The sequence below is a fragment of the Streptomyces mabaensis genome, from assembly GCF_053763515.1.
On the sequence record NZ_JBSOPZ010000030.1, the window covers coordinates 1 to 23,107 of the forward strand.

Below are 23,107 nucleotides of genomic sequence, written 5' to 3' on the forward strand. Positions count from 1 at the left end.
AGAGACCGAAGTGGCCTGACGTCTGGGGACGTTCGTCTGTACACAACTGGGGAGCTAAGGCCGTACGCCGACACCTGCCCGCCGACCGAGGCGGGCAGCGCGATGATCCGGGCCGACGGGCGGTCGGGGAGGCGCAGGAAGTAGGAGGGCGGGTTGACCGACTCCCCTGCGGCGTGCAGCCGGTAGGTGGCCTCGGTCAACTCCACGATCTGCCGTTCCCGGCCGCGCAGGGCGTGCTGGACCTGGGCCCCGGAGACCACCGCGAACGGGGGCACGGTGTGCGGCTGGGACGTGGCGGATTCCGTTGCGGGCGTTACGGGCGGGCGCGTGGCGGTCATCGGGCACTCCCCTCGGCCGTCGGCGTGCCCCCGGCAGGGCCCAGGGGCTCGGCCATCGCGACGAGCACCTCGCGTGGTCCTTCGAATGCCTCTCTGCTGTGCGCGGTGCGCACGTTGTCGACGAGCATCACGTCCCCGGCCTGCCACGGCTCGCGGGTGGTGTGGGCGGCGTAGATGTCGCCGAGCAGCTGGACGGTGTCCGGGCCGATCGTCTCGCCGTTGCCGAAGCGGGTGTTGAACGGCAGCCCGTCGGCGCCGTAGACCTCGACGAGGTACTCCCGGATCTCGGGGTCGAGCGTCCATTCGTTGAGGAAGGCGATCTGGTTGAACCAGCAGCGCCGGCCGGTGACCGGGTGGGCTGTCACGGCGGGGCGGCGCTGGCGGGTGCGCAGGCCGCCGTCGGGCTGCCAGGCGAACTCGATGGCGTGTGCACGGCAGTAGCTTTCGACGGCGGCCCGGTCGTCGGTGCCGAAGGCCTGCGCGTAGGGAGCCCCGATCTCGTCGCTGTAGGTGCGGGTGAGCAGCCAGCCCTCCCGTTCGAACCGCTGGACCAGCTCGGCCGGCAGCGCGTCGAGCACGGTGGCGGCGTCGGCGAGGGCGGTGGCCCCGCCGGTGGTGGGCGCGGTGAGACAGGCGAACAGCATCAGGCCGGGGGGCTGGAGGGTGTAGCTCAGTTCGTGGTGCATGCACATCGGCTGGTTGGCCGGCCATGTCGAGGAGGAGTACACGCCCGGGGTGTAGGTCCGGCGAGGGGCGAAGGCTTCCCTGTCGGTCATCAGGGCGGGGGCCAGCCGGTGGAAGAGCACGCCGGCCTGGTCCGCGTCGCGCAGCCCCAGGCCCCGGACGAGAAGCGCGCCGTATTCGGTGACGAGGGTGCGCAGCACGTGGCGGTGTTCGGCCGCCCAGCCCGCTATGTCGTCGTTGGCGTTGGCGTGCAGTATCGGGGGTTTGCCGGGGTGCAGGTCCACCTTGAGCAGTGAGGCCGGAACGGGAATCGACATGGTGTGGTCCTTTCGGTGCTGTTCAGGAAGTAGAGGAAGTAGTCGACATTGCGGGTGCGTGTCGCTGGGATCTGTCGTCGAGCAGCCGGGCCAGATCGGCAAGGACCGGGTGGCGGGTGACGTCCTGGAGTGACGCGGCACGGTCCAGGGAGATGGCCAGCCTCACCGCCGACAGCGATGTGCCGCCGCGGTCGAAGAAGTGGTCCTGCCGTCCGATCCTGTGCTGGGGAATGCCGAGTACCTTCGCCCATGCGGCCGCCAGCCGCCGTTCGGTAGGAGTACCCGGCGGCTCGTGGTCGTCCTGGGCCGTGTCGAGTTCCGCGGCGAGTGCCTTCAGTGCCTTCTTGTCGATCTTGCTGTTGGCGGTCAGCGGCAGGTTTTCCTGCCAGTGGAAGGCGGAAGGGACCATGTACGCGGGCAGGGAGCAGGCCAGCCGGGCGGACAGTTCGTCGGCCTCGAGCGGCCGCGGGCCGGAGTAGAAGGCGACCAGGTGCTTGCTCCGGCCTGCCCGCTCGGCGACCACCACCGCGCCGTCGCGGACACCGGGTACCCGCAGCAGGGTGTTCTCGATCTCGCCGGTCTCGATCCGGAAGCCACGAATCTTGACCTGGGTGTCCCGGCGGCCGAGGAACTCCAGTTTGCCGTCCGGTTGCCAGCGGCCGCGGTCGCCGCTCCGGTAGAGCCGCCGGCCCTTGTGGTGCGGATCGGCCATGAAGGCCTGGCGGGTGCGCTCGGGGTCGTTGACGTACCCACGGCCGACGCAGACTCCGGAGAAGACGATCTCGCCTGGGGCGCCGAGCGGCACCGGGGACAGCTGCTCGTCGACGACGTAGATGTGCACGTTGCTGACGGGGGGACCGAGCGGGACCCGGTCGGAGTCCGGCACCCGGTCCATGACCTCGTGGTTGGTGTCGTCCGAGGTCTCGGTCAGCCCGTAGGCGTTGACCAGGGTGATCCCGGGCTCGGCCGCGAACCAGCGCTCGGTGAGCTCCTTCTTCACCGTCTCACCGGTGACCGACACCGACCGCAGGTCCGGTAGCGGGCGAGGGCGCTGCTCCAGTTCGGACAGGACGACTTCGAGGTACGACGGCACGACCTGGAGCACCGTGACCCGGCCGTCGGTGATCGTGTCGAGGAACCGCGGGACGTCCAGGATCGCCTCCTGCTCGACCAGCAGGGTCCGCCCGCCGACCAGCAGCGCGGAAACCAGCTGCCACAGGGAGATGTCGAAACACTGCGGCGCGGTCTGAGCGACTACCTGCCCCGCCCCGACGTCCAGGTCGTCGATCTTGGCGTAGAGGTGGTTGAGCACGCCCGCGTGCTCGCACATCGCACCCTTGGGCTCGCCGGTGGAGCCGGACGTGAAGTAGATGTACGCGAGCTGGTCCGCCGCGACGTCGATGCCCGGATCATCGTCGGCGTGCCCCTCCTCGTAGGCCGCGTCGACGAAGAGTGTCCGCAAGGTGGGCAGCGACGCGAGAGCCCGGTCGAGCGTGGCGGTGCTGTCCGCTTCGGTCAGCACGAGGGCGCACTCGGCACGGGAGAGCGTGGCCGCGATGCGGTCGGCCGGGAAGTGCGGCTCGATGGGCAGGTACACGCCCCCGGCCTTGAAGACCGCGAGAACGGCGGCCAGCCAGTCGAGGTTGCGCTCGGTCACCACCGCGACGACACCTTCGCGGCGCAGTCCGCGCGCCAGCAGCGCTCGTCCCAGCCGGTTGGCACGGGCATTGAGCTCCTGGTAGGTCCACTGCCGGTCGCCGTGCACGGCGGCGACGGCGTCCGGGTGGGCCCTCACCCGCTGTTCGAACAGCTCGTGCACCCGGCGGTCCGGCAGCTCCCGGCGCGGTCCGGCCAGCCCCTCGATCTGGAACCGGAATTCCTCGTCGGACAGCAGGCTCTGCCGCCCGTGCTCGGCATCCGGGCCGGCGGCGATCAGCGCGATCGCGATGAGGTGGTAGCCGGCGATCCTGGCGGCGCAGTCCGCGTCGAGCACGTCGGTCCGGTACCGCAGGCGCAGTACGAGTCGGTCGTCGCGTCGCGGCGCGATTCCCGCCGCCAGCACGGTGTCCTCGGCGAGTTCACCGCCGACGCCGGCCGGATCGAACACGGTCTCGAACGACGGTTCGGTCAGGCCCAGCTCGCGCCTGAGGCCGTCGACCGGGAAGTCCTGGTGTGACAGCAGTTCCGATTCTGCCTGGTGAGTGTGCATCAGCAGCGTCCGCCACGAGCCGGGCCCGGTCGCGAGCCGGCAGGGCAGGGGCCGGCCGCCCTCCTCGGCGAGGTATCCGGTCACGACCTCGTGCTCGTCGGACAGTGCGGCGAGCGCCTTGGCGTGCGCGGCGAGCAGCACCGAGCTGAGCGACACCGCCAGCTCGTCCGCCAGCCGGCACAACGCCGCCACGTGGTCATCGGGTATCGGCGCCTGGTACTCGGCGACGCCGGTTGCAGGTTCGAGGGTCCAGCGCGGGACGGGGGTGAAACCGCCGGCGGCCAGTACGCCGTGCCAGAACTCCCGGCTGGTGCGGGCTTGCGTTCCCATCGGGTCTTCCTCCATTTGTTTGCTGCTTGTTGCTGCTGCGATGTCAGTTGTTCCGCATTTCCCGGGCCGGGTTTCCGCCCCACCGGGCCTGCCGGGGGATGTCCTCGCCTTTCATGAGGAAGGAGTCGGGGGCCAGCACGACGCCGTCGCCCATCGTCACGCCGTAGTGGACGAATGCGCCGACCCCGAGGGTGCAGCCGGTACCGACGGTGGTGCGGTCGGACTTGAAGGTGCCGTCCTCCTGCGAGTGGCACTGGATCACGCTGCCCGAGTTGAGCGTGCAGTCGTCCCCGACGGCGATGAGCGTCCTCTCCGGGAAGAAGCAGCCGTCGTCGAAGACCCGCTTTCCGATCCGGGCACCCAGAGCCCGCCAGATCACGTTCTTGAACGGGGTGCCGTTGAAGACCTCGACGTAATCGACCGAAGCCATCTTCCAGAACCGCTCATGCCGCCAGAAGGAGGGCTCGTAAATCGAGCAGTACAGCGGTTTCAGCGCCTGGAATCTCCTGCCGGCCCGCTCGACCAGCACGAAGTAGACGACGGTGAACAGGAGAATGAGGACGCCGGCCAGCGCGATCGCCGACGCACCGAAGGAGGGGTAGAGATCCGCGGCGCCTCTGGCGATGAGGGTGATCACGAAGAAATGGATCCACCGCGCCAGCAGGTACAGCCCCGCCGTGACGGCATTGTGCTTGTTCTTGGCGGTGAGGCGGCGGCGCAGCTCGTCCCCGTTCGCCAGGTGGTTGAACCGGTTGTCACGCTCGACCGTGCGCGGGATCTCGAAGCTGGGCGAGCCCAGCAGGCCGACGCCTTCCCGTACCGGTCCGTCGACGGGGACCATGACCTTTGTCCCGAGCAGGCAGTTGTCACCCGTCCTGGCCCTTGAGGGATAGGCGATGCGGTTCCCGAGAAAGTTGCGCGGCCCGATCGACGCCCGGGACAGACGGAAGGACGTGCTCGAGAAATCCGCGTTGATGAGCGACAACCCGTCAGCGACCATGGTTCCGCTGCCGACAGAGCTCAGGAACGGACTGTCGTGTTTGACCTCCGTGCCGAAGTTCGACCCGGTCTGCTCGACCCTCTGCTCGGCCCTCTGCTCGGCCCCGGACAGGTCGTATCCGAGGCAGCGCAGATAGTGGACGATGCCGGAGCTGTCCCCGAAGAGCGTGGTGAAGAACTTCCTGTTGGTCATGAACGCGATCGCCCGCTGGACGCCGTAGTGGAAGCCGTACAGGCGATAGACCTTGCCCGGCTTGACGGTCAGGTTGAGCAGGCGCGGCACAGTGACCACGGTGAGGAGGCCGACGAGCACAGCGCCGAAGAAGAGCACGAAGGAGGCGGCCAGGGCGTCGAGGTAGAACGTCCCGCTGATGAAAGCCGGGGACTGCGGATTCATCAGAGCCTTGAACTGCGGGAGTTCCGCGAGCAGTACGGTCACGCCGGCCAGCGCGAGCGGCAGATACAGAGCCAGCAGGGCCAGCAACTGCAGGACGGTGTAGGCGGCTCTCCTGAGGGTGCCGCAGTCGACGGGGCCGACGGTCCGGTAGTCCACCTCGGTCCGCTGCGCCGGGGACCCGTGCCGGCGCTCACCGTCGGGCACGGCCTGCCCGGAGTGCAGGGAGGAGGCGTGGCCCAGCTGAGATCCGTCACCCATCGAGGTCTCGATGTCGAGCACCGTCTGCTCGCTCACGAGCACGTCCTTGCCGAGGGTGACCGCACCGGTCTGGATCAGGCCGGCGTGGGCCCGGTAGCAGGGGAAGAGTGAGTCCTTACGGATGACTGTGCCGTCACCGATGGTGAGCAGGTCGGTGCACACGGGCACGTGCGTGGAGAAGATCGCGACACCGCGCCCGATCTTCGCGCCCAGCGCCCTCAGATACAGCACGTAGAGCGGCGAACCGGCGAACAGGCGTACGGGGCTGGTCCGGATCAGGGTCTTGACGAACCAGAAGCGCAGGTAGCCGGGGCTCCATACGGGGATCTCCCGGGGCTTCCAGCGGCCGATGAGCAGCCACTTCGCCAGGACCGGAAGGGTGCACAGGACGAGGAAGCTCGCGCCGCCGAACAGGACCGACCGCAGGTAGATGTCGGTCAGACCTGGGCCGGCGAAGATCCACTCGTAGCCTCGGACGGCGACGAGGGCGGCGAGGTAGGAGTACGCGAGGAAGGTCAGGAACTGCAGCGTTCCGCAGAGGAGGTACTGCCGCGTGCCGGCCGGTGCCGCCACCTCGGCCGGGGCCGGGGCCGGGGCCGGGGTGGGCGCGGCGTCGGTCGGCTCCGGGAGCGTGGTGGCCAGGCTTCGGATCGTGGGGGCCCGGTAGATGTCCTTCATCGACACCGAGGGCAGGTCCGTCCGTTTCCTGACCCGGGCACAGAACTGGGCCATCACCAGGGAGTCGGCGCCCAGGTCGTCGAAGAAGTGGCTTTCGACCGACACCCGCTCGACGCCCACGACGCCGGCCAGCACCTCGGCCAGGAGCCTCTCGGTGCCGGTCTCCGGTTCGGCGTGAACGCCGTTCCCGGTTGCCGGCATTCCGGCCGGATCGGCCGTCAGGACCTCGACAGCTTTCCCAGTCATGTCAGCTCCCTGCAATTAAGGATGGATTCTTGCTTCTCCAGTAGGCGTGATCGGGAAATCCGTGTCCTGCCCCTGGAATTCGGAACTTGACGCGAATAACCGCATGGGGTAAACGGCCACCACCGTCGGCCCGTTATCCGCAATCGCGGCAGGAGTCAAGCCCCGAAATCCGGTGGCATGACAGGGCAGAGCAAATCGGGCGCACTGAATGTGTTCCGGCGAGTGGTGTCTCGTCGACGACTGCCGCCACCGAGGAGGAGGCCATCATGCCTGTCATATCCGTCCCCCAGGCCTTCAACGAGAACGAGCTGTACGTCGACCTCGAGGGGATATTCGGGCGCCCACTGTTCCTCAAGTGCGAGGGCTTCAACTTCGCCGGCTCGATCAAGCTCAAGGCCGCGACCGAAATGGTCGAGGCCGCCGAGCGCTACGGCCTGCTGACCCCGGACTCGATCCTGGTCGAGTCCTCCTCGGGCAACCTGGGCGTGGCGCTGAGCATGATCGCAGCCAGCAAGGGCTACCGGTTCCTGTGCGTGACCGACTCCCGCTGCAACCTGTCCACCCGGCTGCTCATGGAGGCCCTGGGCGGCCAGGTCCACGTCATCTCCGAGCCCGCCGACGCCGGCGGGTTCCTCGGCGCGCGCATCGACCACGTCCGCGAGCTGTGCGCGTCCGACGACCGGTATGTGTGGCTCAACCAGTACACCAACCCCGACAACGGCTTGGCCCACTACCGCAGGACCGCCCCGGCCATCGCCCGGCAGTTTCCGGACCTGGACGTGCTGTTCGTCGGAGCCGGCACCACCGGCACCCTGATGGGCTGCGCCCGGTACTTCCGCGAGTGGCACCGGCCGGTGCGCATCGTGGCGGTCGACAGCGTGGGCTCGGTGACCTTCGGGGGTGCCACGGGCCGGCGGATGATTCCCGGCCTGGGCACAAGCGTGCGGCCGCCGTTGCTGGACGAGTCCTATGTCGACGAGGTGGTGTGCGTGGCGGAGACCGACACCATCCGGGCCTGTCATCGGCTGGCCAGGCGTGGGTTCTTGTTCGGGGGCTCCACCGGCACGGTGGTCAGCGGCGCGATGGACTGGCTGGCCCGGCGGGAGGGGCGGAGGCTGACCGCGGCGGCCATCGCCCCGGATCTGGGCGAGCGGTATCTGGAGACCGTCTACCAGACCAACTGGGTGCAGGATCTGTACGGCGAGGACGTGCTCGGCCCCCGGGAACCGAGCGCCGCTTCCCGGGCAGCCTGACCGACGCCACCCCAGGGGCGGGCACGCGGAGGACGCGTCGGTACGGGAGGTGCACCAGAACCGTGCCGCTCACCCGGGCAGGGACGCGGTGAGCTCCACTTCGACGAGCTGTCCGCCGAAGCCAAGCTGCGCGACACCCACGAGCGTGTCGGCGCCGGTGAACGCCGGACCAATGACCGAACTGCCGAGTCGGCGCCACGCGGCGCCCAGAACGTCGGTGTCGTCGCTGCACACGTAGACCACCGAGCGAACGACATCGTGCGGTTGGGCTCCGACCGCAGCCAGTACGGTCATTGCGTTCGCGGCGACCTGATCGATCTGCGTGTCGAGACAACCGGAGCCGACGAAGGACCCGTGGCGGTCGAGTGGGCACTGTCCCGCCAAGTAGGCCGTGCGGCCGGCCTCGACCACGGTGACGTGGTGATAGCCGGGCGTCGCATGCAACTGGTCGGGGTTGATCCGGGTGATCTTCGCAGTCATGCCCGAGAGTCTGGTGGACACCACTGCGCGGCGGGTTTCTCCCAGGGCCGGCGGAAGTCGTCGGCCAACGGGCGGGCGAGCTGGAGTTGGGCCTGAGCGGCGATGAGGAGCCAGGTCCAGCGATCCGCGGCCTCAGGGGTACGGATCTTCGGGGTGGTGCTCGGCCTTCAGGCGGATCAACGTGCCCTCGACCAGTGGCAGTTCGCCATCGTGGTCGAGCCAGGCCGAGCGGTGGGTCAGCCGCGGCCAGGTCCCCGGTTTGGCGAAGCGGAACTCCGGCCCATGCTTCGGAGGTCCCCCGCCCTTCGGATCGTAGACCCGCGGCTGCTTCGGCAGCCGCATCACGCGGTCGCCTCAAGTTCGAGACTCGTTCGACAGTCGCAGGTGAAGATCAAACTGAGCGTTCGCATGGCGCGCCGTTCCTGGACCTGATCGAGAACCGGTTCCGGCCGGGCGGACTGTATCTGCTGGACGAGCCGGAGGCGGCGTTGTCCCCGCGCGGCGCCCTCGCCGCGCTGGCGAGGCTGCACGACCTGACGCTGGCCGGGTCGCAGTTGCTCTCTCGGGCCAGGGCGGATCCGTGCAGGATCCTCCGGTAGCACCACGCCCGGTGACGCCTTCGCCGGACCGTCAACCACCCTTGTCTATTTGACAAGGACCATTTACAGCTAGACAGGTTTCCTTTACGTTCGTCGCATGGAGAAATCACCAGAGAACCGCCAGAGCCGAAGCGACACGGTCCGCGCCCGCGCGTGGTTCCTCGACTGGTTGCCTGCGGTCATCGCCCTCGGGCTGCTCAGCTTGATCTCAGAGTTCGGCCTCTTCGGTTCGGCGGACTCATGGAAACTGTTCTGGTCGCTGCTGAACCTCGCCCCGGGGCTGTGGATCGTCCGGGCCGTGATCAGGAGCTTGCGCCGCGCCGACGAGTACCAGCGTCGTTGCCAGCTCGAGGCCCTGGCGATCGGGTTCGGCGTGCTGATCATGGCGATCTACACCGTCGGGCTTCTCCAGGCGGCCGGGGTGGGCGACCTGCGCCAGCTGGTCCAGATCAGCTTCATCGCAAGCATCCTGACCTGGATCGCAGCCCTGCTGTTCAAGACCCCGCGAACCCGGTGAAGAACCGGCTCAGGGAACTGCGGGCGGTGCGCCGTTGGAGTCAGGCCGACCTCGCTGACCGCCTCGACGTGTCCCGGCAAACGGTCTACGCCATCGAAACGGGCCGCTACGACCCGAGCCTGCCGCTCGCGTTCAAGATCGCCGCCGTGTTCGGCGAACCGATTGAGGGTCTTTTCTTCCCGGACGAAGACACGGACTCCAAACCGTGACCGCCGGCTTCAGGCAGTGGCTGCGCGCGGGGCTCCGGCGCCGCTGACGACGGCAGCCGCAGGCCCTGAGCAGTCCCCGCGTCGGTACCCGACGCTCAGCCAGTGCGGCGTTTCCCGCAGCGTCCTGCCATGACAACTGAGAACTGCCGCCGTGATCTCACTGCCATCTGCAAGGCCGGGGACAGCGGCTCTCTCCTGCAAGTGCTGCGGGATGGCAGCTTCGAGTCCCTCGCCGGGAAGGACCTCTCACACTGGCCCGACTGGCCGACATTCCCGGTCGACGCCGCGCATGCGGCGGGGTACGAACTCGTCATGCTCTTCTGCCGGCTGCTCGGCGACCGGCACCCCACGCCGCGGCCCGATGCCATCAGCGGCATTCCGGAGCACCGCGGCGATCTACCGCCGGCCGTGTCGGCCGCCGCGCCGCCGCTGCGGCGGCGGCCTCCGTGGCCGGTGTTGCGCACGCTGACCGACGTCACGTTCGAGGGCTGTGTGCTGGTCGAGCCGACTTCAGAGGCGCGCGGCTGGAGCGGGTGTCCTTCCGCGACTGTGCGCTTCGGGGCGCCGACTTCCAGCAGGTCATGCTCCGGTGATCCCGACCTGCGGGGACGCCGCGGAGCTTGAGTTCGCGGCGGGTGTCGACCGGCTGTCGGGCGCGGTGGCCAGCCCTGTCCCAACTGATGGACCTGCTCCGGTGCCGACGGCGCGTTGGGGCGCGGAAACCCGCCTGACGTGGCGAAGGTGTTCCCATGGTTCTCCCTCACGGCCCTGCGGCACGGCTGCGCAGCACCCCGGTCGGCCTGCTGGTCCTCGCCCTGACCGTGGGCGCAGGGGCAGGTCTCGGAGCCGTCGCCTTCCGCCAGTTGGTCGAGCTGTTCACCTTGCTGTTCACGGGTCACCGCGAGTACACCGCGACAGGCCGCTCCGATGACCCGCTCGTCCCCTGGCTGGGACCGTGGTTCGTCCTGCTCATCCCCCTTCTCGCTGGGCTGGCCTACGGTCCGCTCGTCCAGCGCTTCGCGCGCGAGCCCCGCACCGAGGGCCTCCCGGAGGTGATGTACGCCGTCGCACGTCGCGGCGGCCGGCTGCCGGCCCGGGTGGCGGCGGTGCGGACGCTGGCCGCCGCGGTGTGCATCGGCGGTGGCGGGTCGGTGGGGCCCGAGGGGCCTGTCGCGCAGCTTGGTTCGGCGCTCGGTTCCGCTCTCGGCGGGAGGGTTCGGGCTGCTGAGGACCGGATGCGGGTCTTGGTCGCGTGCGGCACGGCGGGAGGTATCGCGGCGACATTCAACGCACCCCTGGCCGGCGTCTTCTTCGCGATGGAGCTGATTCTGCGGAACTTCGCGGCCGAGTCCTTCGGCATGGTCGTGCTCGCCTCCGTCAGCGCCAGCGCTGTCGCGATCGCCTTCCTGGGCGACCAGCCCTTCCTGCGCCTGCCGGACCTGCAGGTCCACCAGCCGGGCACGTACGTGCTGTTCGCCCTGCTCGGGCTGCTCGCCGGGGCGTTGGGTGTCGCCTTCACCCGGGTACTCTCCGGCGTCACGCACGGCTGCGACAGGCTGTGGCGCGGTCCGCAGTGGGCGCGCCCGGTAGTCGGGGGCGTCGTCCTCGGCGCCGTGCTGCTGGCCGTCCCGCAGATGTACGGGGTCGGTGATGCCGCGCTGGAGGACGCCCTGGGCGGCACCTACGCCGTGCCGTTCCTCCTTCTCCTGACCGTCACGAAGATGGCGACCATGAGCCTGACCATCGGCATCGGCGGCTCGGGCGGTGCGTTCGCGCCGTCACTGTTTATCGGCGCCATGGCCGGGATGGCGTTCGGTAACGCAGCCCACGACTTGATGCCCGGCTTGGCCGGAAACCCCGAGATCTACGGGATCCTCGGCATGGGGGCGGTGTTCGCCGGGTCCGCCCGTGCGCCGATCACCGCAGTGGTGATCATGCTGGAACTCACCGACGAGTACGCCCTCTTGCTTCCGCTCATGCTGTCGGTGGTGCTGGCCACGGGAGTCAGCCGCCTGCTCAGCGCGGACACCGTCTACACGTTCAATCTCCGCCGTCGGGGTGTGGATCCTGAGGCCGAAGGACCGGGTCGCACCCGTCGCCTCGTGGACGTCATGGGCCCTTGGCCGGACCCCGTCCCCGTTCGCACCGGCCCGGCGGAGGCCGCCGACCGCCTGGCCGCCGCGGGAGTCGACACGCTGCCGGTGGAGGACGCGGACGGCACGTATGTCGGCGTTGTCACGCTTCAGCAGGCATCGCTGGCCGGGCATGCCGGGGCCGCGGACGACACCCTTGCCGCCCTGACCTCGACCCCGCCGGTCCTGACCGACCGTATGACCGTCGAGAAGGCGCTGGACGCGCTGATGTCCGCGCCCGCGATGGACGGCATTCCCGTGCTGGACGCCGCTCGGCTGCAACCCGTCGGGTGGGTGACCCGCACGGCGGTGCTGTCCGCGCTCGCGCGCGGCCGGTCATGAGACGCGCGCCGGTCATCAGGCGGGGGAATCGGGGCCGGAGGCCCGCAGGGCCGGAGGCCCGCAGGGCCGGGTTCTCCGCGAGACCGTCGTGCATGTCGGTGAGGTCGGCAGACAGTGCGTGCAGGAAGTCCCGGACCTCTCGGCGGAGTTCGGTGTGGAAACGGTCAGCGCCCGATGCGGTGCTCTAAGAGGAGCTAACACAATGCTCGGACGCGTCGGTAGGTGATCACGCAGCAGGCCAGCTTGAGGAATGCCTCGTGGATGTCGTCGCGGATGTCCCAGCGGATCCGAAGGCGGCGGAAGCCGTGGATCCAGGCGTTCGTGCGCTCTACCACCCAGCGGACGGTGCCGAGCCCGGAACCGTGCGGCACTCCGCGTCGTGCGATGACCGGCTTGATCCCGCGTTTCCACAGCAGGCGGCGGTACTTGTCGTAGTCGTAGCCGCGGTCGGTGAACAGCTGCCGCGGCCGGTGGCGAGGCCTGCCGGTGTGACCCTTGATGTGCGGTATCGCGTCGAGCAGGGGCAGCAGCTGGGTGACATCGTGCCGGTTGCCACCGGTCAGCGTGATGGCCAGCGGAGTGCCGTGCGCGTCGGTGATCACATGGTGCTTCGAGCCAGGTCTGGCGCGGTCGACCGGGCTCGGCCCGGTTTTGGGCCTGCCGCGCTGCGGGATCGGGGTGCGGCTGGGGCAGCTGACTGTGCCCCGCGTCGCCACAACTCCAGGCCTCTGGCCTGAACGTTGCGGGAGCCATTGCGGTCTGCGTGATCAACGAATCCGCAGGACCGGCACGCGAAGAAGGCCTGGGAGACCCGGTTCGCCTGCTTTCCGACTGGATCGCACCGATTCCGAGGATCCCGGCCGGTTCGGCTTTGGTGCTGGACCAGGTCTGGGCGAGCGAGGTGATGTCGGCGGCGACCCAGCCCGCGTTGTCGCAGGTGGCGGACGAGGTGGCATCCGTGGTGGAGATCTTCTCCCTACTCAAGCGCGTTCCGACGACGGGCGCGGCAGCCACAGCAGCATCACGGCCGCCGCCGTCAGCAGCACGCCCGGCACGGCGATGCCAGTCAGGTACGCCGTCTCCGGCCCCATCGTCGACGGCCACCCGAACCCGGCCGCAGCGATCAGCGCGCCGAGCACGGCGACGTTCCGCGAACCGACCCGGGCCATCAGACGTGATCGCCAGCTTGGAGCCGGCGATCACGGAAGCCGCCGTGAACAGCCCGAGCCCCACGAGGAACATCCCCTTCCGCCCGAATACGTACGCGGCCCGCCCGCCCGCCGAGCAGCATGAACCCGGCGAACGCGATCGAGTACGCGTTGAGCACCCACTGCAACCCGAGCCACGACAGCCCCAGATCGGCCCGCATCGACGGCAGCGCCACAGTGACCACGGACACGTCGAGCACAACGAGGAACTGCCCGGCACACGCGGCAAGAATCACCATGTGCGGGCGGTCCGCGAGGCGGCGGAGTCGAGTGCCTTCTCGGTACGGGAGGGGGTGTGGGACACGTGTGTCATGGCCGCAGGGTCCGACGGCTCCGTACATCGGGTTACAGGCCCGGCGGGCCGTGTGCTCGACGCTTTCGCGGTCGATCGTCACCCTATTGACGAAACCGCAACCCAGACGCCATCCTGTGGCAACTCTTGCGCGAAACTGCCGCTATCCAATCAACTTTGCGCACTCCTCCAAGCTCCACCACAGATACGCCTGCCCAGAGGCAGCGCCGCTCTGCCCTGGCGGATCTCCCCACCAGGTCACCCCACCCTTCGGAGGCCCCTGACAATGACGGACCTCAATCGCCGCCGCTTCCTGCAGATCGCCGGCACGACCGCCGGGTTCGCCGCGTTGTCGAGCAGCATCGACCGCGCCGCGGCCATACCCGCCGCCGTTCGCTCCGGCACCATCCAGGACGTCGATCACATCGTCGTCCTCATGCAGGAGAACCGCTCGTTCGACCACTACTTCGGCACCCTCAACGGCGTCCGAGGCTTCGGGGACCCACGTCCGGTGACACTGCCGAGCGGGAAATCCGTGTGGCATCAGTCGGACGGGACGAAGGTGACCCTTCCGTTCCATCCGACCGCCGAGGACCTCGGGATGCAGTTCCTGCAAGGGCTCAACCACGACTGGGCAGGCGGCCACAAGGCGATCAACCACGGCGCGTACGACCGGTGGGTGCCCGCCAAGACCGCGACGACGATGGCGTACCTCGACCGGGAGGACATCCCCTTCCACTTCGCGCTCGCCGACAGGTTCACCATCTGCGACGCCTACCACTGCTCGTTCATCGGGGCCACCGACCCCAACCGCTACTACATGTGGACCGGTTACACCGGGAACGACGGAACGGGCGGCGGGCCCGTACTCGGCAACGAGGAGCTGGGATACGGCTGGACGACCTACCCGGAACGACTCCAACAGGCCGGCATCTCCTGGAAGATCTACCAGGACATCGGAGACGGACTGGACGCAGCCGGGCACTGGGGCTGGATCAACGACGCCTACCGCGGCAACTACGGCGACAACTCCCTGCTCTACTTCAACCGTTACCGCAAAGCCAAGCCCGGCGACCCGCTCTACGACAAGGCCCGCACCGGGACCGACGTCAAGAACGGCGACGGCTACTTCGACCACCTCAGAGCAGACGTCCAGGCCGGCCGGCTCCCGCAGATCTCGTGGATCGCCGCCCCCGAGGCATTCACGGAACACTCCAACTTCCCCTCGAACTACGGTGCCTGGTACATCGCGCAGGTACTCGACGCCCTGACGTCGAACCCGGCCGTCTGGGCACGCACCGCACTGTTCATCACGTACGACGAGAACGACGGCTTCTTCGACCACGTCGTGCCTCCGTACCCGCCGGCCTCCGCCGCGCAGGGCAAGTCCACGGTCGCCACGACGAACGAGCAGTACGCCGGCGGCACCAAGTACGCCGCGGGCAACTACGGCCTCGGCCCACGTGTCCCCATGTTCGTCATCTCCCCCTGGAGCACTGGCGGTTACGTCTGCTCGGAGGTCTTCGACCACACGTCGATCGTGCGGTTCATGGAGCGCCGCTTCGGCGTGCACGAGCCCAACATCTCTCCGTGGCGGCGCGCGATCTGCGGGGACCTCACCTCGGCCTTCGATTTCAGCGCCCGGAACACGGCCCCGGTCGCGCTGCCCGACACCTCGGCGTACGAACCGCCGGACCGCGAGCGCCACCCCGACTACCGGCCCGTACCGCCCGCCGTCGGCAGCATGCCCGTGCAGGAGCCCGGCTCACGTCCCACCCGGCCACTGCCGTACGCGCCGTACGTGGACGGCGCCGTCAACACGACCGACGGCCGCATTGCCCTCACGTTCGCGCCCGGTACGGGGGCCGGCGCGCAGTTCTACGTCACGTCGGCGAACCGCACCGACGCCCCGTGGACGTACACGGCGGAAGCCGGCAAGCAGGTCACCGACACCTGGAACTCGGCGTACTCGGGCGGCACGCACGACCTCACCGTGCACGGCCCCAACGGCTTTCTGCGCACCTTCAAGAGCCCCGGCAGGACCACGGCACCCGAGGCGACTGCACGCCACAATGCGGCCACCGGCAACCTGGACGTGACGCTGACCAACCCCAGCGGCACCACCGCCCGGCTGACCGTCAACAACGCCTACGGAGGCAGCCCCCGCACGGTCACGGTGAACCCGGGCGCCAAGGTCACCCTCACCGTCGACCTGAGCACCACGAAGCGCTGGTACGACGTCTCGGTGACGTCCGACACGACGACGGCGTTCCTGCGCCGCTTCGCCGGCCACGTGGAGACCGGCGCACCGGGCGTGAGCGACCCGGCGATCCGGACCGCCTGACCTGCGCGGCAGGGGCCGCCCCGAGTGGGGCGGCCCCGTACCGGACCTCGTGATCAGGGATGCGGCATCTTCAGTTCCAGCTTTCCGCAGCCGATGTGCTCCGCCTCGGCGGCGACGTACACGGGCATCGTCTCGGCAACGAAGTCGGGCGCGTCCTCGTACGACCTGACCCGTTCCGCCAGGAAGACCACCGGGCCGGTCTGGCACCGGACCCGGTACACCGCCCGCATGGGCCTCGCCGAGCCCCAGCGTCGACAGGACAGCAGCTCGGTAAGCGCCCCGCCGACGAGCCCCCCTCGGCCGCGCCGCCCGCCGTGCCCACGGCCGCCCAGGCGCCGATCGCGCCCGTACGGGCGGGCCCTGGTGGCACGTCGGCCGTGATGATGGTGAGCGTCGCCAGGGCGAGCACGGCCGCACCGAGCCCCTGCACACCCCGCGCGACGAGGAGTTGCCACCCCCCTGCGCGAGCCCGCCCGCTACGGAAGCCGCCTTGAACAGCCCGAGCCCCACGAGGAACATCCGCTTCCGCCCGAACACGTACGCGGCCCGCCCGCCCGCCGAGCAGCATGAACGCGGCGAACGCGATCGAGTACGCGTTGAGCACCCACTGCAACCCGAGCCACGACAGCCCCAGATCGGCCCGCATCGACGGCAGCGCCACAGTGACCACGGACACGTCGAGCACAACGAGGAACTGCCCGGCACACGCGGCAAGAATCACCACGTGCGGGCGGTCCGCGGGGCGGCGGAGTCGAACTGAAGGCTCTCCGCGCATGCCCCGGTGGGTCGGCTACCGAGAGGCTTCCCACTCTGAGTGAGTGGCTTTGTGATCCCCGGTTCTGAGTAGCCTTGGGTCCTACGCGGGTGTGGTGTCCAAGGGCACCGGGCGGGCCGGGGAGAGGAACCGTCGGGCTTGTGGCGAACGGCTGAGGCCGGGGGCACCGCCTGATGAGCTGTTCTGTTCTTCGGCGTGTCGTGCCAGGCAGTGGCGTACGGACCGGCGGCTGCGCAAGCATCTGGTGGATTCTCGGTCTGACTCTCGGTGATGAGCGGGCCGTGTCCACGTCACGGACTTCAGCTCCGTGTCCCGGCCCGCATGGGTGGTGGAACACCATGCCGGAGGAGATCGACAAGGTCGGAAGTGTCAGCCAGCAGCGCTACGAGCAGATCGTGGCTCAGCTGCGTGAAGTGGTCGAACAGCAGACGCGGGGCTCCTTCACGGTCGGGGACCGCGCGCTGGAGATCGAGCCAATGCGTGAGCGCGGCAGCCAGCAGGCCGCGCCGGGGCAGGAGTTGTTCACGGTCCGCGGTTCTGTCTGACCAGGCACCAGGGACCCACATGTCATCGTGCCGCCGTCGAGCACGCACGGACGGGCCGGTGCGGACGCTGGTCGACCCGGCACTCGCGCCGGAACACCGCCGCGGCCACGGGGCCCCTACCGCGGCCTCAACCAGGGACGGATCGACGTCACCCGGCTGCGGCGGGCCGTGGCCGGGAGGCCTCTGCCGCGTGCGGCGGACAGACGGATCGTGCTGGCCGCGGACGTCTCGCCGTGGCTGCGGCCGGACGCCAACACCTGTTGGGTTGGGACCGGTCCTTCTGCCACACGTTCGTCCGGGGCGAGGGCAAGCACCAGATGGTGCCCGGCCGGCCGTACTCGATCGAGGCCGCGCCGGCGACCGGCCGCACGTCGTGGACGGCGTTGCTGAACGCGGTCCGCCTGGAGCCTGGCGCGGACGTCGCTGCGGTGACCACGGCCCAGATCCGTGAGCTGTTCGAGCGGCTCGTCGCCGCCGGCCAGTGGAAGCCGGGCGACCCGGAGGTTCTGGTGGTGCTGGACGCCGGATACGACGCACCCCGCATCGCCCACCTGCTGCACGACCTCCCGAGCAGATCCTCGGCCGGCTCCGCTCGGACCGTGTCATGCGCCGGCCGACGCCGCCACGCGTCTACGCCCCCAAAAGGGCGGCCGACCACCCAAGCACGGCGGCGAGTTCGTCTTCGGCGATTCCGCCACCTGGGGCACCGAGCAGGCCGTGACGGTCACCGACACCGCCTTTACGGGAAGGCGACCGCGCAGGCATGGGACCGGCTGCACCCGAGGCTGACCCGGCGGACGGCCTGGACTCACCGACCTGCCGGGGCAACGCGTACGGTCCTCTCCGCAACAGCGGCGCTGCGGTGTTGGCCGGTCCTGGAAGCCATTCGGGTGCCTCGCCTCGGGATCGGACGGCCCCGCAAGCGCCCGGACCGCGTCCGCGCCGACAAGGCATACGACTCCCGCAGAGGCTCGGCTCCCGTGCGGGTCGCCCACCGAAGTTCGACAAGTTCGCCGTCCGCTACGAGGCGACCGTGCTGGTCGCAGTCCTCAACGAATGGCCTGGCTCTGACAAAGAGCCGGCTTTCCGGCCTCGCTCACCAGTCCCGGGTGGCGATCAGCTCCTCTACATCCGCGTCCGTGAACCCGTAGGTCGAGGCGACGAACCAGAAGTCCTCGGCGATCTCCTCCCGCGCAACAGTCTCGATCTCACTTCCGGCTGCCTCGAACTCCGCCTCCAGCAGGTTGAACTCCTCCGTCGCGGCCTGGGTCAGCGCATACAGGGACCCCAGGTCCGACGGCCACTCAGCCTCAATCCGCTCACACAGCCGCAGCAGGATCGCCCTGCCCTTGTCGACGACATGATCGGGGAAGTATGCGTCCGCGTACAGCTGCCGCAGGAACGCGTGCCCTGCCACCTGCTGGTTTGTGATCGCCACAGCGTCTCCCCGTCCCCTTCGAATAACCGACGCGCCGATGATGCACCACACCACTGACAGGGCGAGGCCGCCTATGCGTGCCCAGGTGGATCGCGACCAGCACTTTCACAACAGGCCCTCGCCGCCGCATCCGAGCGGGGATGACTCTGCCAGGCCGCACCGAGCCTTCACGGAATGTCGTCGGACCAGTCGAAGCAGCGCCGCTCGCACGGCGGTAACCAGACCGGTGGCCGCCATGACGGCGAACGCCCCGCGGAAGGACCAGACACTGTTCGCCGCGAGCAGCACCGTGGGGGCGAGCGCGCCGCCCACATGCCCGAGCCCGTCCGTCAACGCGACACCGGTCGCCCGCGCGCGGGTCGCGAACTGCTCGGCGGTGTACGTGTACAGCACGGGCACGAGAAAGCCGACCGACGCCGAAGCCACGAAGCCCACCGTGATCACCACGGCCGCCGACGTGAAGAGGCCGATCGCGAGCAGCGCCGCCGCCCACACCAGTGCGCCGAGCGCGGTCACGTACGGCCGTTCGAAGCGGTCGGAGAGCTGTGCCGAGAGCAGCGCGCCCACAACGAACCCGAAACCGGTCACCAGCAGGTACGTGAGGCTTGAGCTCAGGCTGTACCCGTGTTCGACCAGGAGCGTCGGAGCGAGCGTGAGCCAGCCGTAATTGCCGAGGTAGTACACGAACCAGATGACGACGAACAACGCCAGCCGGGCGATGTGCTCGCGCTGCAGAAGCATCCGGGCGGGCCACCGCGTCACGAGTCGCTGCTCGTGAGCCGGTCCGGGCGGCGGCAGCTCGTGGCCGAGCAGCGCACGGGCCTTCGCCTCCGCCTTTTCCACTTCGCGCGCCGCCTCCTCCTGGCGGCCGTGGAGCAACAGCCAGCGCGCCGACAGGGGCACGTTCCGACGCAGAAGGAGAATGCTCAGACCGCCGAGGGCGCCGAGGGCGAACAGCACCCGCCAGCCGGCCGGGAAGGCGGGAACGAGCCCGCGAGCGCCATGGGAACGACCGCGAATCCCGTGAACGCCATCACGGTCACCCAGCTCGTGTACCGCCCGCGCAGTGCCGCAGGCGCCAACTCGGCGATATAGGTGGTGACGCAGGCGATCTCCGCACCGATACCCATCCCCGCGACGAAGCGGAAGACGATCAGCCACGCAAGGCTGGGACTCAAGGCGGCGGCGACGGACCCCATGGTGAACAGCCCGACGGAGACCATCATGCTGACCCGTCGGCCCCGGAGGTCGGAGAACGTACTGTCGGCGAATCCACCGACCACATAGCCCGCCAGACTGCTGGTCACGGCCAACGACGCCGCCCCGGTCGACACATCGAACTGGGCGCTGATCACCGGAAGCGCGGCGCCGATGGCGACCACGTCGAAGAAGGCGAAGAAGTAACCACCGCCGATCACCCACAGCAGCCGGCGTCCATAGGGCCAGACAGGAATGCGGTCCAGTCGTGCCAGCAGCAGCTCCGTCTGATACGAAGCACTGGGCGCACCCATGTGAATCGGCCACCCTCGGGTTGGACGGTTGCTCCTGGTGGAGCGGCTTTCCAGAGCCGTAATTCTCCTGGCGACTGCGCCGAATTCACCACGGCAACACGCGGCCATCACGCGCAGCCCACCGGGCGCGGCCAAGCTGCCCGCTTGAGCGAAGCGTCATGTACTCGACATAGAGGAGTTCATGTGGCCACGCGCCGCTCCCTCCGCCCCACCGCCCTTGTGACGGGCACCGGCCGCCGCCCTGCCCGCCGCCCAGCCGAAGGCTGAGCCGGACACGCTGTACGACGACGAGGCCGGCGGGAACGCCAACGCCGCCTCATCCCGCAGTGGGGCGCCCCGCCCTACACCCAGCCGGTCCACCGGCGTGCCATGCCGAGGTGCGCCGGGTCCTGTGGCGTCGTCTAGTGGGAGGGGCGGCGCCCGCCCGCCGCAGCCGGGTGTCCGCGCTGTGTTCCCCACGACGGAGAGACGGGTCATGACCACGAATTCGCCCATGCAGCTCGGCATGATCGGGCTCGGCCGGATGGGTGCCAATCTCGTCCGGCGGCTCATGCGGGACGGGCACCGCTGTGTCGTCCACGACCTGAGCGCCGACGCCGTCGCCGAGCTGGCCTCGGAGGGGGCGAGCGGGGCCGGGTCGCTCGAGGAGTTCGTCGCGAAGCTGGAGCGACCGCGGAACGTGTGGCTGATGCTGCCCGCCGGTGTGGTGCAGCCGACGCTCGACCAGCTCGCCGGGCTGCTGGACGCCGACGACACCGTCATCGACGGCGGCAACTCGTTCTACCGCGACGACATCGCGCGCGCCCGTCAACTCGCCCCGCAGCGCATTCACTACGTCGACTGCGGCACCTCCGGCGGCGTCTGGGGACTCGAACGCGGCTACTGCCTGATGATCGGCGGCGAACAGGAGCCGGTCGCCCGGCTCGACCCGATCTTCAGAACCATCGCGCCCGGCACCGGCAGCGCCGAGCCGACGCCGGGCAGGACCCGCACCGACGGGGCCGCAGCCGAGGGCTATCTGCACTGCGGGCCGAGCGGGGCCGGGCACTTCGTGAAGATGGTGCACAACGGGGTCGAGTACGGGATGATGGCCGCCGTCGCCGAAGGGCTGAGCATCATCAAGCACGCCGACGCGGGCCTGCGGCAGCGGTCGGTGGATGCCGAGACCGCGCCGCTGCGTGAGCCGGAGGCGTATCCGTACGAGATCGATGTGGCCGAGGTCGCCGAGGTGTGGCGGCGCGGGTCGGTCGTCAGCTCCTGGCTCGTGGACCTCGTGGCCGACGCGCTCGCCCGCTCGCCGGAGCTCGACACCTTCACCGGCCGGGTCTCGGACTCCGGAGAGGGCCGGTGGACGGTCATGGCGGCCATCGACGAGAGCGTGCCCGCGCCCGTCATCAGCGCCGCGCTGGCCGAGCGGTACGCCTCACGCGGCTTGGGCGGGTTCGCCGGCAAGGTGCTCTCCGCCATGCGCGGCGAGTTCGGCGGTCACGCGGAGAAGTCGCAGTGACCACGCCGAGCCCTGCGCGCACGGACACCGGCGGCGCGGCGGCCGGGGACCATGCCGGCGAAGCGCCCGAGGACCACGTCATCGTGCTGTTCGGCGCCACCGGCGACCTCGCGCGGCGCAAGCTTCTGCCCGGCCTGTTCCACCTGGCGAAGGCCGGGCTCATGCCCGCGCGGTACCGGATCATCGGCTCCGCGCCCGCGCAGGTCGCGCTCACCGACGAGGGGTTCCGTGAACACGCCCGCGACGCCGTCGACCGCTTCGGCACCTCCCGGCCGGAGGGCGGAGCCTGGCAGGAGTTCGCCGGCGCCCTGTCGTTCGGCGCGGCCGACCCCGGCGCGCCAGAACCACTGCTCCGCGCCGTGCGGGAGGCCGAACAGGCGCTCGGCGGCAGCCCGCGGCGGCTGTTCCACCTGGCGGTGCCGCCGGCCGCGTTCACGTCCGTGGTGGAGATGCTGGGGACGACCGGCCTCGCCGAGCGGGCCCGGCTGATCGTGGAGAAGCCGTTCGGCACCGACCTGCCGTCGGCGCGGGCGCTCAACGCCACGGTCCACGCGGTCTTCGACGAGTCGCGCGTGTTCCGTATCGACCACTTCCTCGGCAAGGAGTCCGTCGACAACATCCTCGCGCTGCGCTTCGCCAACGGGCTCTTCGAGCCGGTGTGGAACCGCGACCACATCAGCCATGTACAGATCGACGTGCCGGAGAGGATCGGCATCGAGGGCCGCGCCCACTTCTTCGAAGGGACCGGCACCTTCCGGGACATGGTCGTCACCCATCTGTTCCAACTGCTCGGCTTCGTGGCGATGGAACCCCCGGCCACACTCGCCGCGAAGCCGCTGCGGGACGAGAAGGAGAAGGTGTTCCAGAGCATGCGCCCGCTGGACCCGGCGCACGTCGTGCGCGGTCAGTACGAGGGGTACCGCCAGGAGGAAGGAGTCGATCCGCGCTCGGACACCGAGACGTTCGTGGCCCTGCGCGTGGAACTCGACAACTGGCGATGGTCCGGGGTGCCGTTCTATCTGCGTACGGGCAAGTCCCTGGCCCTGGGGCGGCACATGGTCACGCTCGGTTTCCGGGAGCCGGTGCTCCGCATGTTCCCCGGCATCGAGCCCGGCGGCCCACGGGCCGGCAGCGACCGGCACAACCAGCTGGTGATCGACTTCGACGATCCGGGCCGGATCGCTGCCCGCTTCCTGGCCAAGGAACCCGGCCCGGACATGCGCCTCGGCCCGGCCGAGATGACGTTCAGCTATGCCGAATCGTTCAACACCCAACACGCCCTGGAAGGCTACGAGCGGCTCATCCTGGACGCCATGCTCGGCAACCAGGCCCTGTTCACCCGTTCGGACGGAATCGAACGGCTGTGGGAGGTGTCCGCGCCGCTGCTCGACGACCCGCCGCAGGTGCAGCCGTACGCCCCCGGTTCCTGGGGGCCCGACAGCGTCCGTCGGCTGATCCAGCCGTACCACTGGTCCTTGCCGGGCCGGAGCCGCTGACAC

17 protein-coding genes and 7 pseudogenes are annotated in these 23,107 nt (G+C 69.5%); 10 read left to right on the forward strand and 14 right to left on the reverse strand.

The genetic code is table 11. The annotated features are described in order from the left end of the window. The 4 genes and pseudogenes from ACWV17_RS24460 to ACWV17_RS24475 all read right to left on the reverse strand — a co-directional run. Nucleotides 1-338 (reverse strand): annotated as a pseudogene (locus tag ACWV17_RS24460) (hypothetical protein); the annotation flags it as partial. Beyond that, nucleotides 335-1,339: a TauD/TfdA family dioxygenase gene (locus ACWV17_RS24465; RefSeq protein WP_455361401.1), complete on the reverse strand. Its 1,005-nt coding sequence runs from the start codon at nt 1,337-1,339 to the stop codon at nt 335-337. The pseudogene ACWV17_RS24460 and the gene ACWV17_RS24465, both read right to left, overlap by 4 nt. Before the next feature lie 22 nt (nt 1,340-1,361). After that, nucleotides 1,362-3,878: a non-ribosomal peptide synthetase gene (locus tag ACWV17_RS24470; protein WP_455361402.1), complete on the reverse strand. Its 2,517-nt coding sequence runs from the start codon at nt 3,876-3,878 to the stop codon at nt 1,362-1,364. Nucleotides 3,879-3,921: 43 nt separating this feature from the next. After that, a complete protein-coding gene (locus ACWV17_RS24475) occupies nt 3,922-6,456 on the reverse strand; it encodes a Pls/PosA family non-ribosomal peptide synthetase (RefSeq protein WP_455361403.1) in 2,535 nt (844 codons plus the stop codon). Nucleotides 6,457-6,722: 266 nt separating this feature from the next. Here ACWV17_RS24475 and sbnA point away from each other — a divergent pair, with 266 nt between their 5' ends. Continuing rightward, on the forward strand, nt 6,723-7,709 hold the full coding sequence (gene sbnA / locus ACWV17_RS24480) for a 2,3-diaminopropionate biosynthesis protein SbnA (protein WP_455361404.1): 987 nt from the start codon (nt 6,723-6,725) through the stop codon (nt 7,707-7,709). A 69-nt stretch (nt 7,710-7,778) separates the two neighbouring features. Here sbnA and ACWV17_RS24485 read toward each other — a convergent pair whose 3' ends face one another. Together ACWV17_RS24485 and ACWV17_RS24490 are read right to left on the reverse strand one after the other, a co-directional pair. Next, complete coding sequence (locus tag ACWV17_RS24485) at nt 7,779-8,189, reverse strand: RidA family protein (RefSeq protein ID WP_455361405.1); 411 nt, start codon at nt 8,187-8,189, stop codon at nt 7,779-7,781. A gap of 29 nt (nt 8,190-8,218) precedes the next feature. Further along, nucleotides 8,219-8,540: pseudogene (locus ACWV17_RS24490) on the reverse strand (NF041680 family putative transposase); the annotation flags it as partial. A 345-nt stretch (nt 8,541-8,885) separates the two neighbouring features. Here ACWV17_RS24490 and ACWV17_RS24495 point away from each other — a divergent pair. The 4 genes from ACWV17_RS24495 (at nt 8,886) to ACWV17_RS24510 (ending at nt 11,988) form a co-directional block, all read left to right on the forward strand. Beyond that, entirely contained in the window at nt 8,886-9,305 is a 420-nt protein-coding gene (locus ACWV17_RS24495) for a hypothetical protein (RefSeq protein WP_455355257.1), read from the forward strand. Then, a complete protein-coding gene (locus ACWV17_RS24500) occupies nt 9,302-9,514 on the forward strand; it encodes a helix-turn-helix transcriptional regulator (protein ID WP_455355256.1) in 213 nt (70 codons plus the stop codon). The genes ACWV17_RS24495 and ACWV17_RS24500 overlap by 4 nt, the downstream gene beginning before the upstream one ends. A gap of 129 nt (nt 9,515-9,643) precedes the next feature. Next, entirely contained in the window at nt 9,644-10,138 is a 495-nt protein-coding gene (locus tag ACWV17_RS24505; protein ID WP_455361406.1) for a hypothetical protein, read from the forward strand. A 125-nt stretch (nt 10,139-10,263) separates the two neighbouring features. Continuing rightward, on the forward strand, nt 10,264-11,988 hold the full coding sequence (locus ACWV17_RS24510) for a chloride channel protein (RefSeq protein ID WP_455361407.1): 1,725 nt from the start codon (nt 10,264-10,266) through the stop codon (nt 11,986-11,988). 194 nt (nt 11,989-12,182) lie between these two features. On the opposite strand, the pseudogene ACWV17_RS24515 reads toward ACWV17_RS24510, so the two are convergent. The 3 genes and pseudogenes from ACWV17_RS24515 to ACWV17_RS24525 all read right to left on the reverse strand — a co-directional run. Beyond that, nucleotides 12,183-12,641: pseudogene (locus tag ACWV17_RS24515) on the reverse strand (IS5 family transposase); the annotation flags it as partial. Nucleotides 12,642-12,968: 327 nt separating this feature from the next. Next, a complete protein-coding gene (locus ACWV17_RS24520) occupies nt 12,969-13,157 on the reverse strand; it encodes a hypothetical protein (protein ID WP_455361408.1) in 189 nt (62 codons plus the stop codon). A gap of 22 nt (nt 13,158-13,179) precedes the next feature. Continuing rightward, nucleotides 13,180-13,435 (reverse strand): annotated as a pseudogene (locus tag ACWV17_RS24525) (MFS transporter); the annotation flags it as partial. A gap of 339 nt (nt 13,436-13,774) precedes the next feature. Here ACWV17_RS24525 and ACWV17_RS24530 point away from each other — a divergent pair. Then, entirely contained in the window at nt 13,775-15,832 is a 2,058-nt protein-coding gene (locus ACWV17_RS24530) for a phosphocholine-specific phospholipase C (protein WP_455361409.1), read from the forward strand. 53 nt (nt 15,833-15,885) lie between these two features. On the opposite strand, the gene ACWV17_RS24535 is transcribed toward ACWV17_RS24530, so the two are convergent. Together ACWV17_RS24535 and ACWV17_RS24540 are read right to left on the reverse strand one after the other, a co-directional pair. Continuing rightward, nucleotides 15,886-16,062, reverse strand: a complete 177-nt coding sequence (locus tag ACWV17_RS24535; RefSeq protein ID WP_455355299.1) for a hypothetical protein — start codon at nt 16,060-16,062, stop codon at nt 15,886-15,888. Between the two features lie 21 nt (nt 16,063-16,083). Continuing rightward, a pseudogene (locus ACWV17_RS24540) lies at nt 16,084-16,607 on the reverse strand (MFS transporter); the annotation flags it as partial. Between the two features lie 338 nt (nt 16,608-16,945). On the opposite strand from ACWV17_RS24540, the pseudogene ACWV17_RS24545 reads away from it, so the two are divergent. Further along, nucleotides 16,946-17,140, forward strand: a pseudogene (locus tag ACWV17_RS24545) (DUF6192 family protein); the annotation flags it as partial. A gap of 61 nt (nt 17,141-17,201) precedes the next feature. Beyond that, nucleotides 17,202-17,961, forward strand: a pseudogene (locus tag ACWV17_RS24550) (transposase); the annotation flags it as partial. A gap of 287 nt (nt 17,962-18,248) precedes the next feature. Here ACWV17_RS24550 and ACWV17_RS24555 read toward each other — a convergent pair. From ACWV17_RS24555 to ACWV17_RS24565, 3 genes are all read right to left on the reverse strand, one after another. Further along, a complete protein-coding gene (locus ACWV17_RS24555) occupies nt 18,249-18,590 on the reverse strand; it encodes a DUF5713 family protein (protein ID WP_455361410.1) in 342 nt (113 codons plus the stop codon). A 105-nt stretch (nt 18,591-18,695) separates the two neighbouring features. Next, on the reverse strand, nt 18,696-19,550 hold the full coding sequence (locus ACWV17_RS24560; protein WP_455361411.1) for an MFS transporter: 855 nt from the start codon (nt 19,548-19,550) through the stop codon (nt 18,696-18,698). After that, the gene (locus ACWV17_RS24565; RefSeq protein ID WP_455361412.1) at nt 19,517-20,101 is read right to left on the reverse strand and encodes an MFS transporter; all 585 of its coding nucleotides are present in this window, start codon (nt 20,099-20,101) and stop codon (nt 19,517-19,519) included. Before ACWV17_RS24565 ends, ACWV17_RS24560 begins: the two co-directional genes overlap by 34 nt. Nucleotides 20,102-20,576: 475 nt before the next feature. On the opposite strand from ACWV17_RS24565, the gene gnd reads away from it, so the two are divergent. Both gnd and zwf read left to right on the forward strand, forming a co-directional pair. After that, on the forward strand, nt 20,577-21,608 hold the full coding sequence (gene gnd / locus ACWV17_RS24570) for a phosphogluconate dehydrogenase (NAD(+)-dependent, decarboxylating) (protein ID WP_455361413.1): 1,032 nt from the start codon (nt 20,577-20,579) through the stop codon (nt 21,606-21,608). Continuing rightward, nucleotides 21,605-23,104: a glucose-6-phosphate dehydrogenase gene (gene zwf / locus ACWV17_RS24575; protein ID WP_455361414.1), complete on the forward strand. Its 1,500-nt coding sequence runs from the start codon at nt 21,605-21,607 to the stop codon at nt 23,102-23,104. The genes gnd and zwf overlap by 4 nt, the downstream gene beginning before the upstream one ends. Nucleotides 23,105-23,107 lie beyond the last annotated feature (3 nt).

Bases quoted from the DNA above. Each gene is read 5' to 3' on its own strand.
- ACWV17_RS24565 (WP_455361412.1), bottom strand. From the start codon at position 20,101: ATGGGTGCGCCCAGTGCTTCGTATCAGACGGAGCTGCTGCTGGCACGA.
- ACWV17_RS24475 (WP_455361403.1), bottom strand. From the start codon at position 6,456: ATGACTGGGAAAGCTGTCGAGGTCCTGACGGCCGATCCGGCCGGAATG.
- gnd (WP_455361413.1), top strand. From the start codon at position 20,577: ATGACCACGAATTCGCCCATGCAGCTCGGCATGATCGGGCTCGGCCGG.
- ACWV17_RS24530 (WP_455361409.1), top strand. From the start codon at position 13,775: ATGACGGACCTCAATCGCCGCCGCTTCCTGCAGATCGCCGGCACGACC.
- ACWV17_RS24465 (WP_455361401.1), bottom strand. From the start codon at position 1,339: ATGTCGATTCCCGTTCCGGCCTCACTGCTCAAGGTGGACCTGCACCCC.
- sbnA (WP_455361404.1), top strand. From the start codon at position 6,723: ATGCCTGTCATATCCGTCCCCCAGGCCTTCAACGAGAACGAGCTGTAC.
- ACWV17_RS24510 (WP_455361407.1), top strand. From the start codon at position 10,264: ATGGTTCTCCCTCACGGCCCTGCGGCACGGCTGCGCAGCACCCCGGTC.
- ACWV17_RS24485 (WP_455361405.1), bottom strand. From the start codon at position 8,189: ATGACTGCGAAGATCACCCGGATCAACCCCGACCAGTTGCATGCGACG.
- ACWV17_RS24470 (WP_455361402.1), bottom strand. From the start codon at position 3,878: ATGGGAACGCAAGCCCGCACCAGCCGGGAGTTCTGGCACGGCGTACTG.
- ACWV17_RS24535 (WP_455355299.1), bottom strand. From the start codon at position 16,062: ATGCGGGCGGTGTACCGGGTCCGGTGCCAGACCGGCCCGGTGGTCTTC.
- ACWV17_RS24520 (WP_455361408.1), bottom strand. From the start codon at position 13,157: ATGGCCCGGGTCGGTTCGCGGAACGTCGCCGTGCTCGGCGCGCTGATC.
- ACWV17_RS24505 (WP_455361406.1), top strand. From the start codon at position 9,644: ATGACAACTGAGAACTGCCGCCGTGATCTCACTGCCATCTGCAAGGCC.
- ACWV17_RS24495 (WP_455355257.1), top strand. From the start codon at position 8,886: ATGGAGAAATCACCAGAGAACCGCCAGAGCCGAAGCGACACGGTCCGC.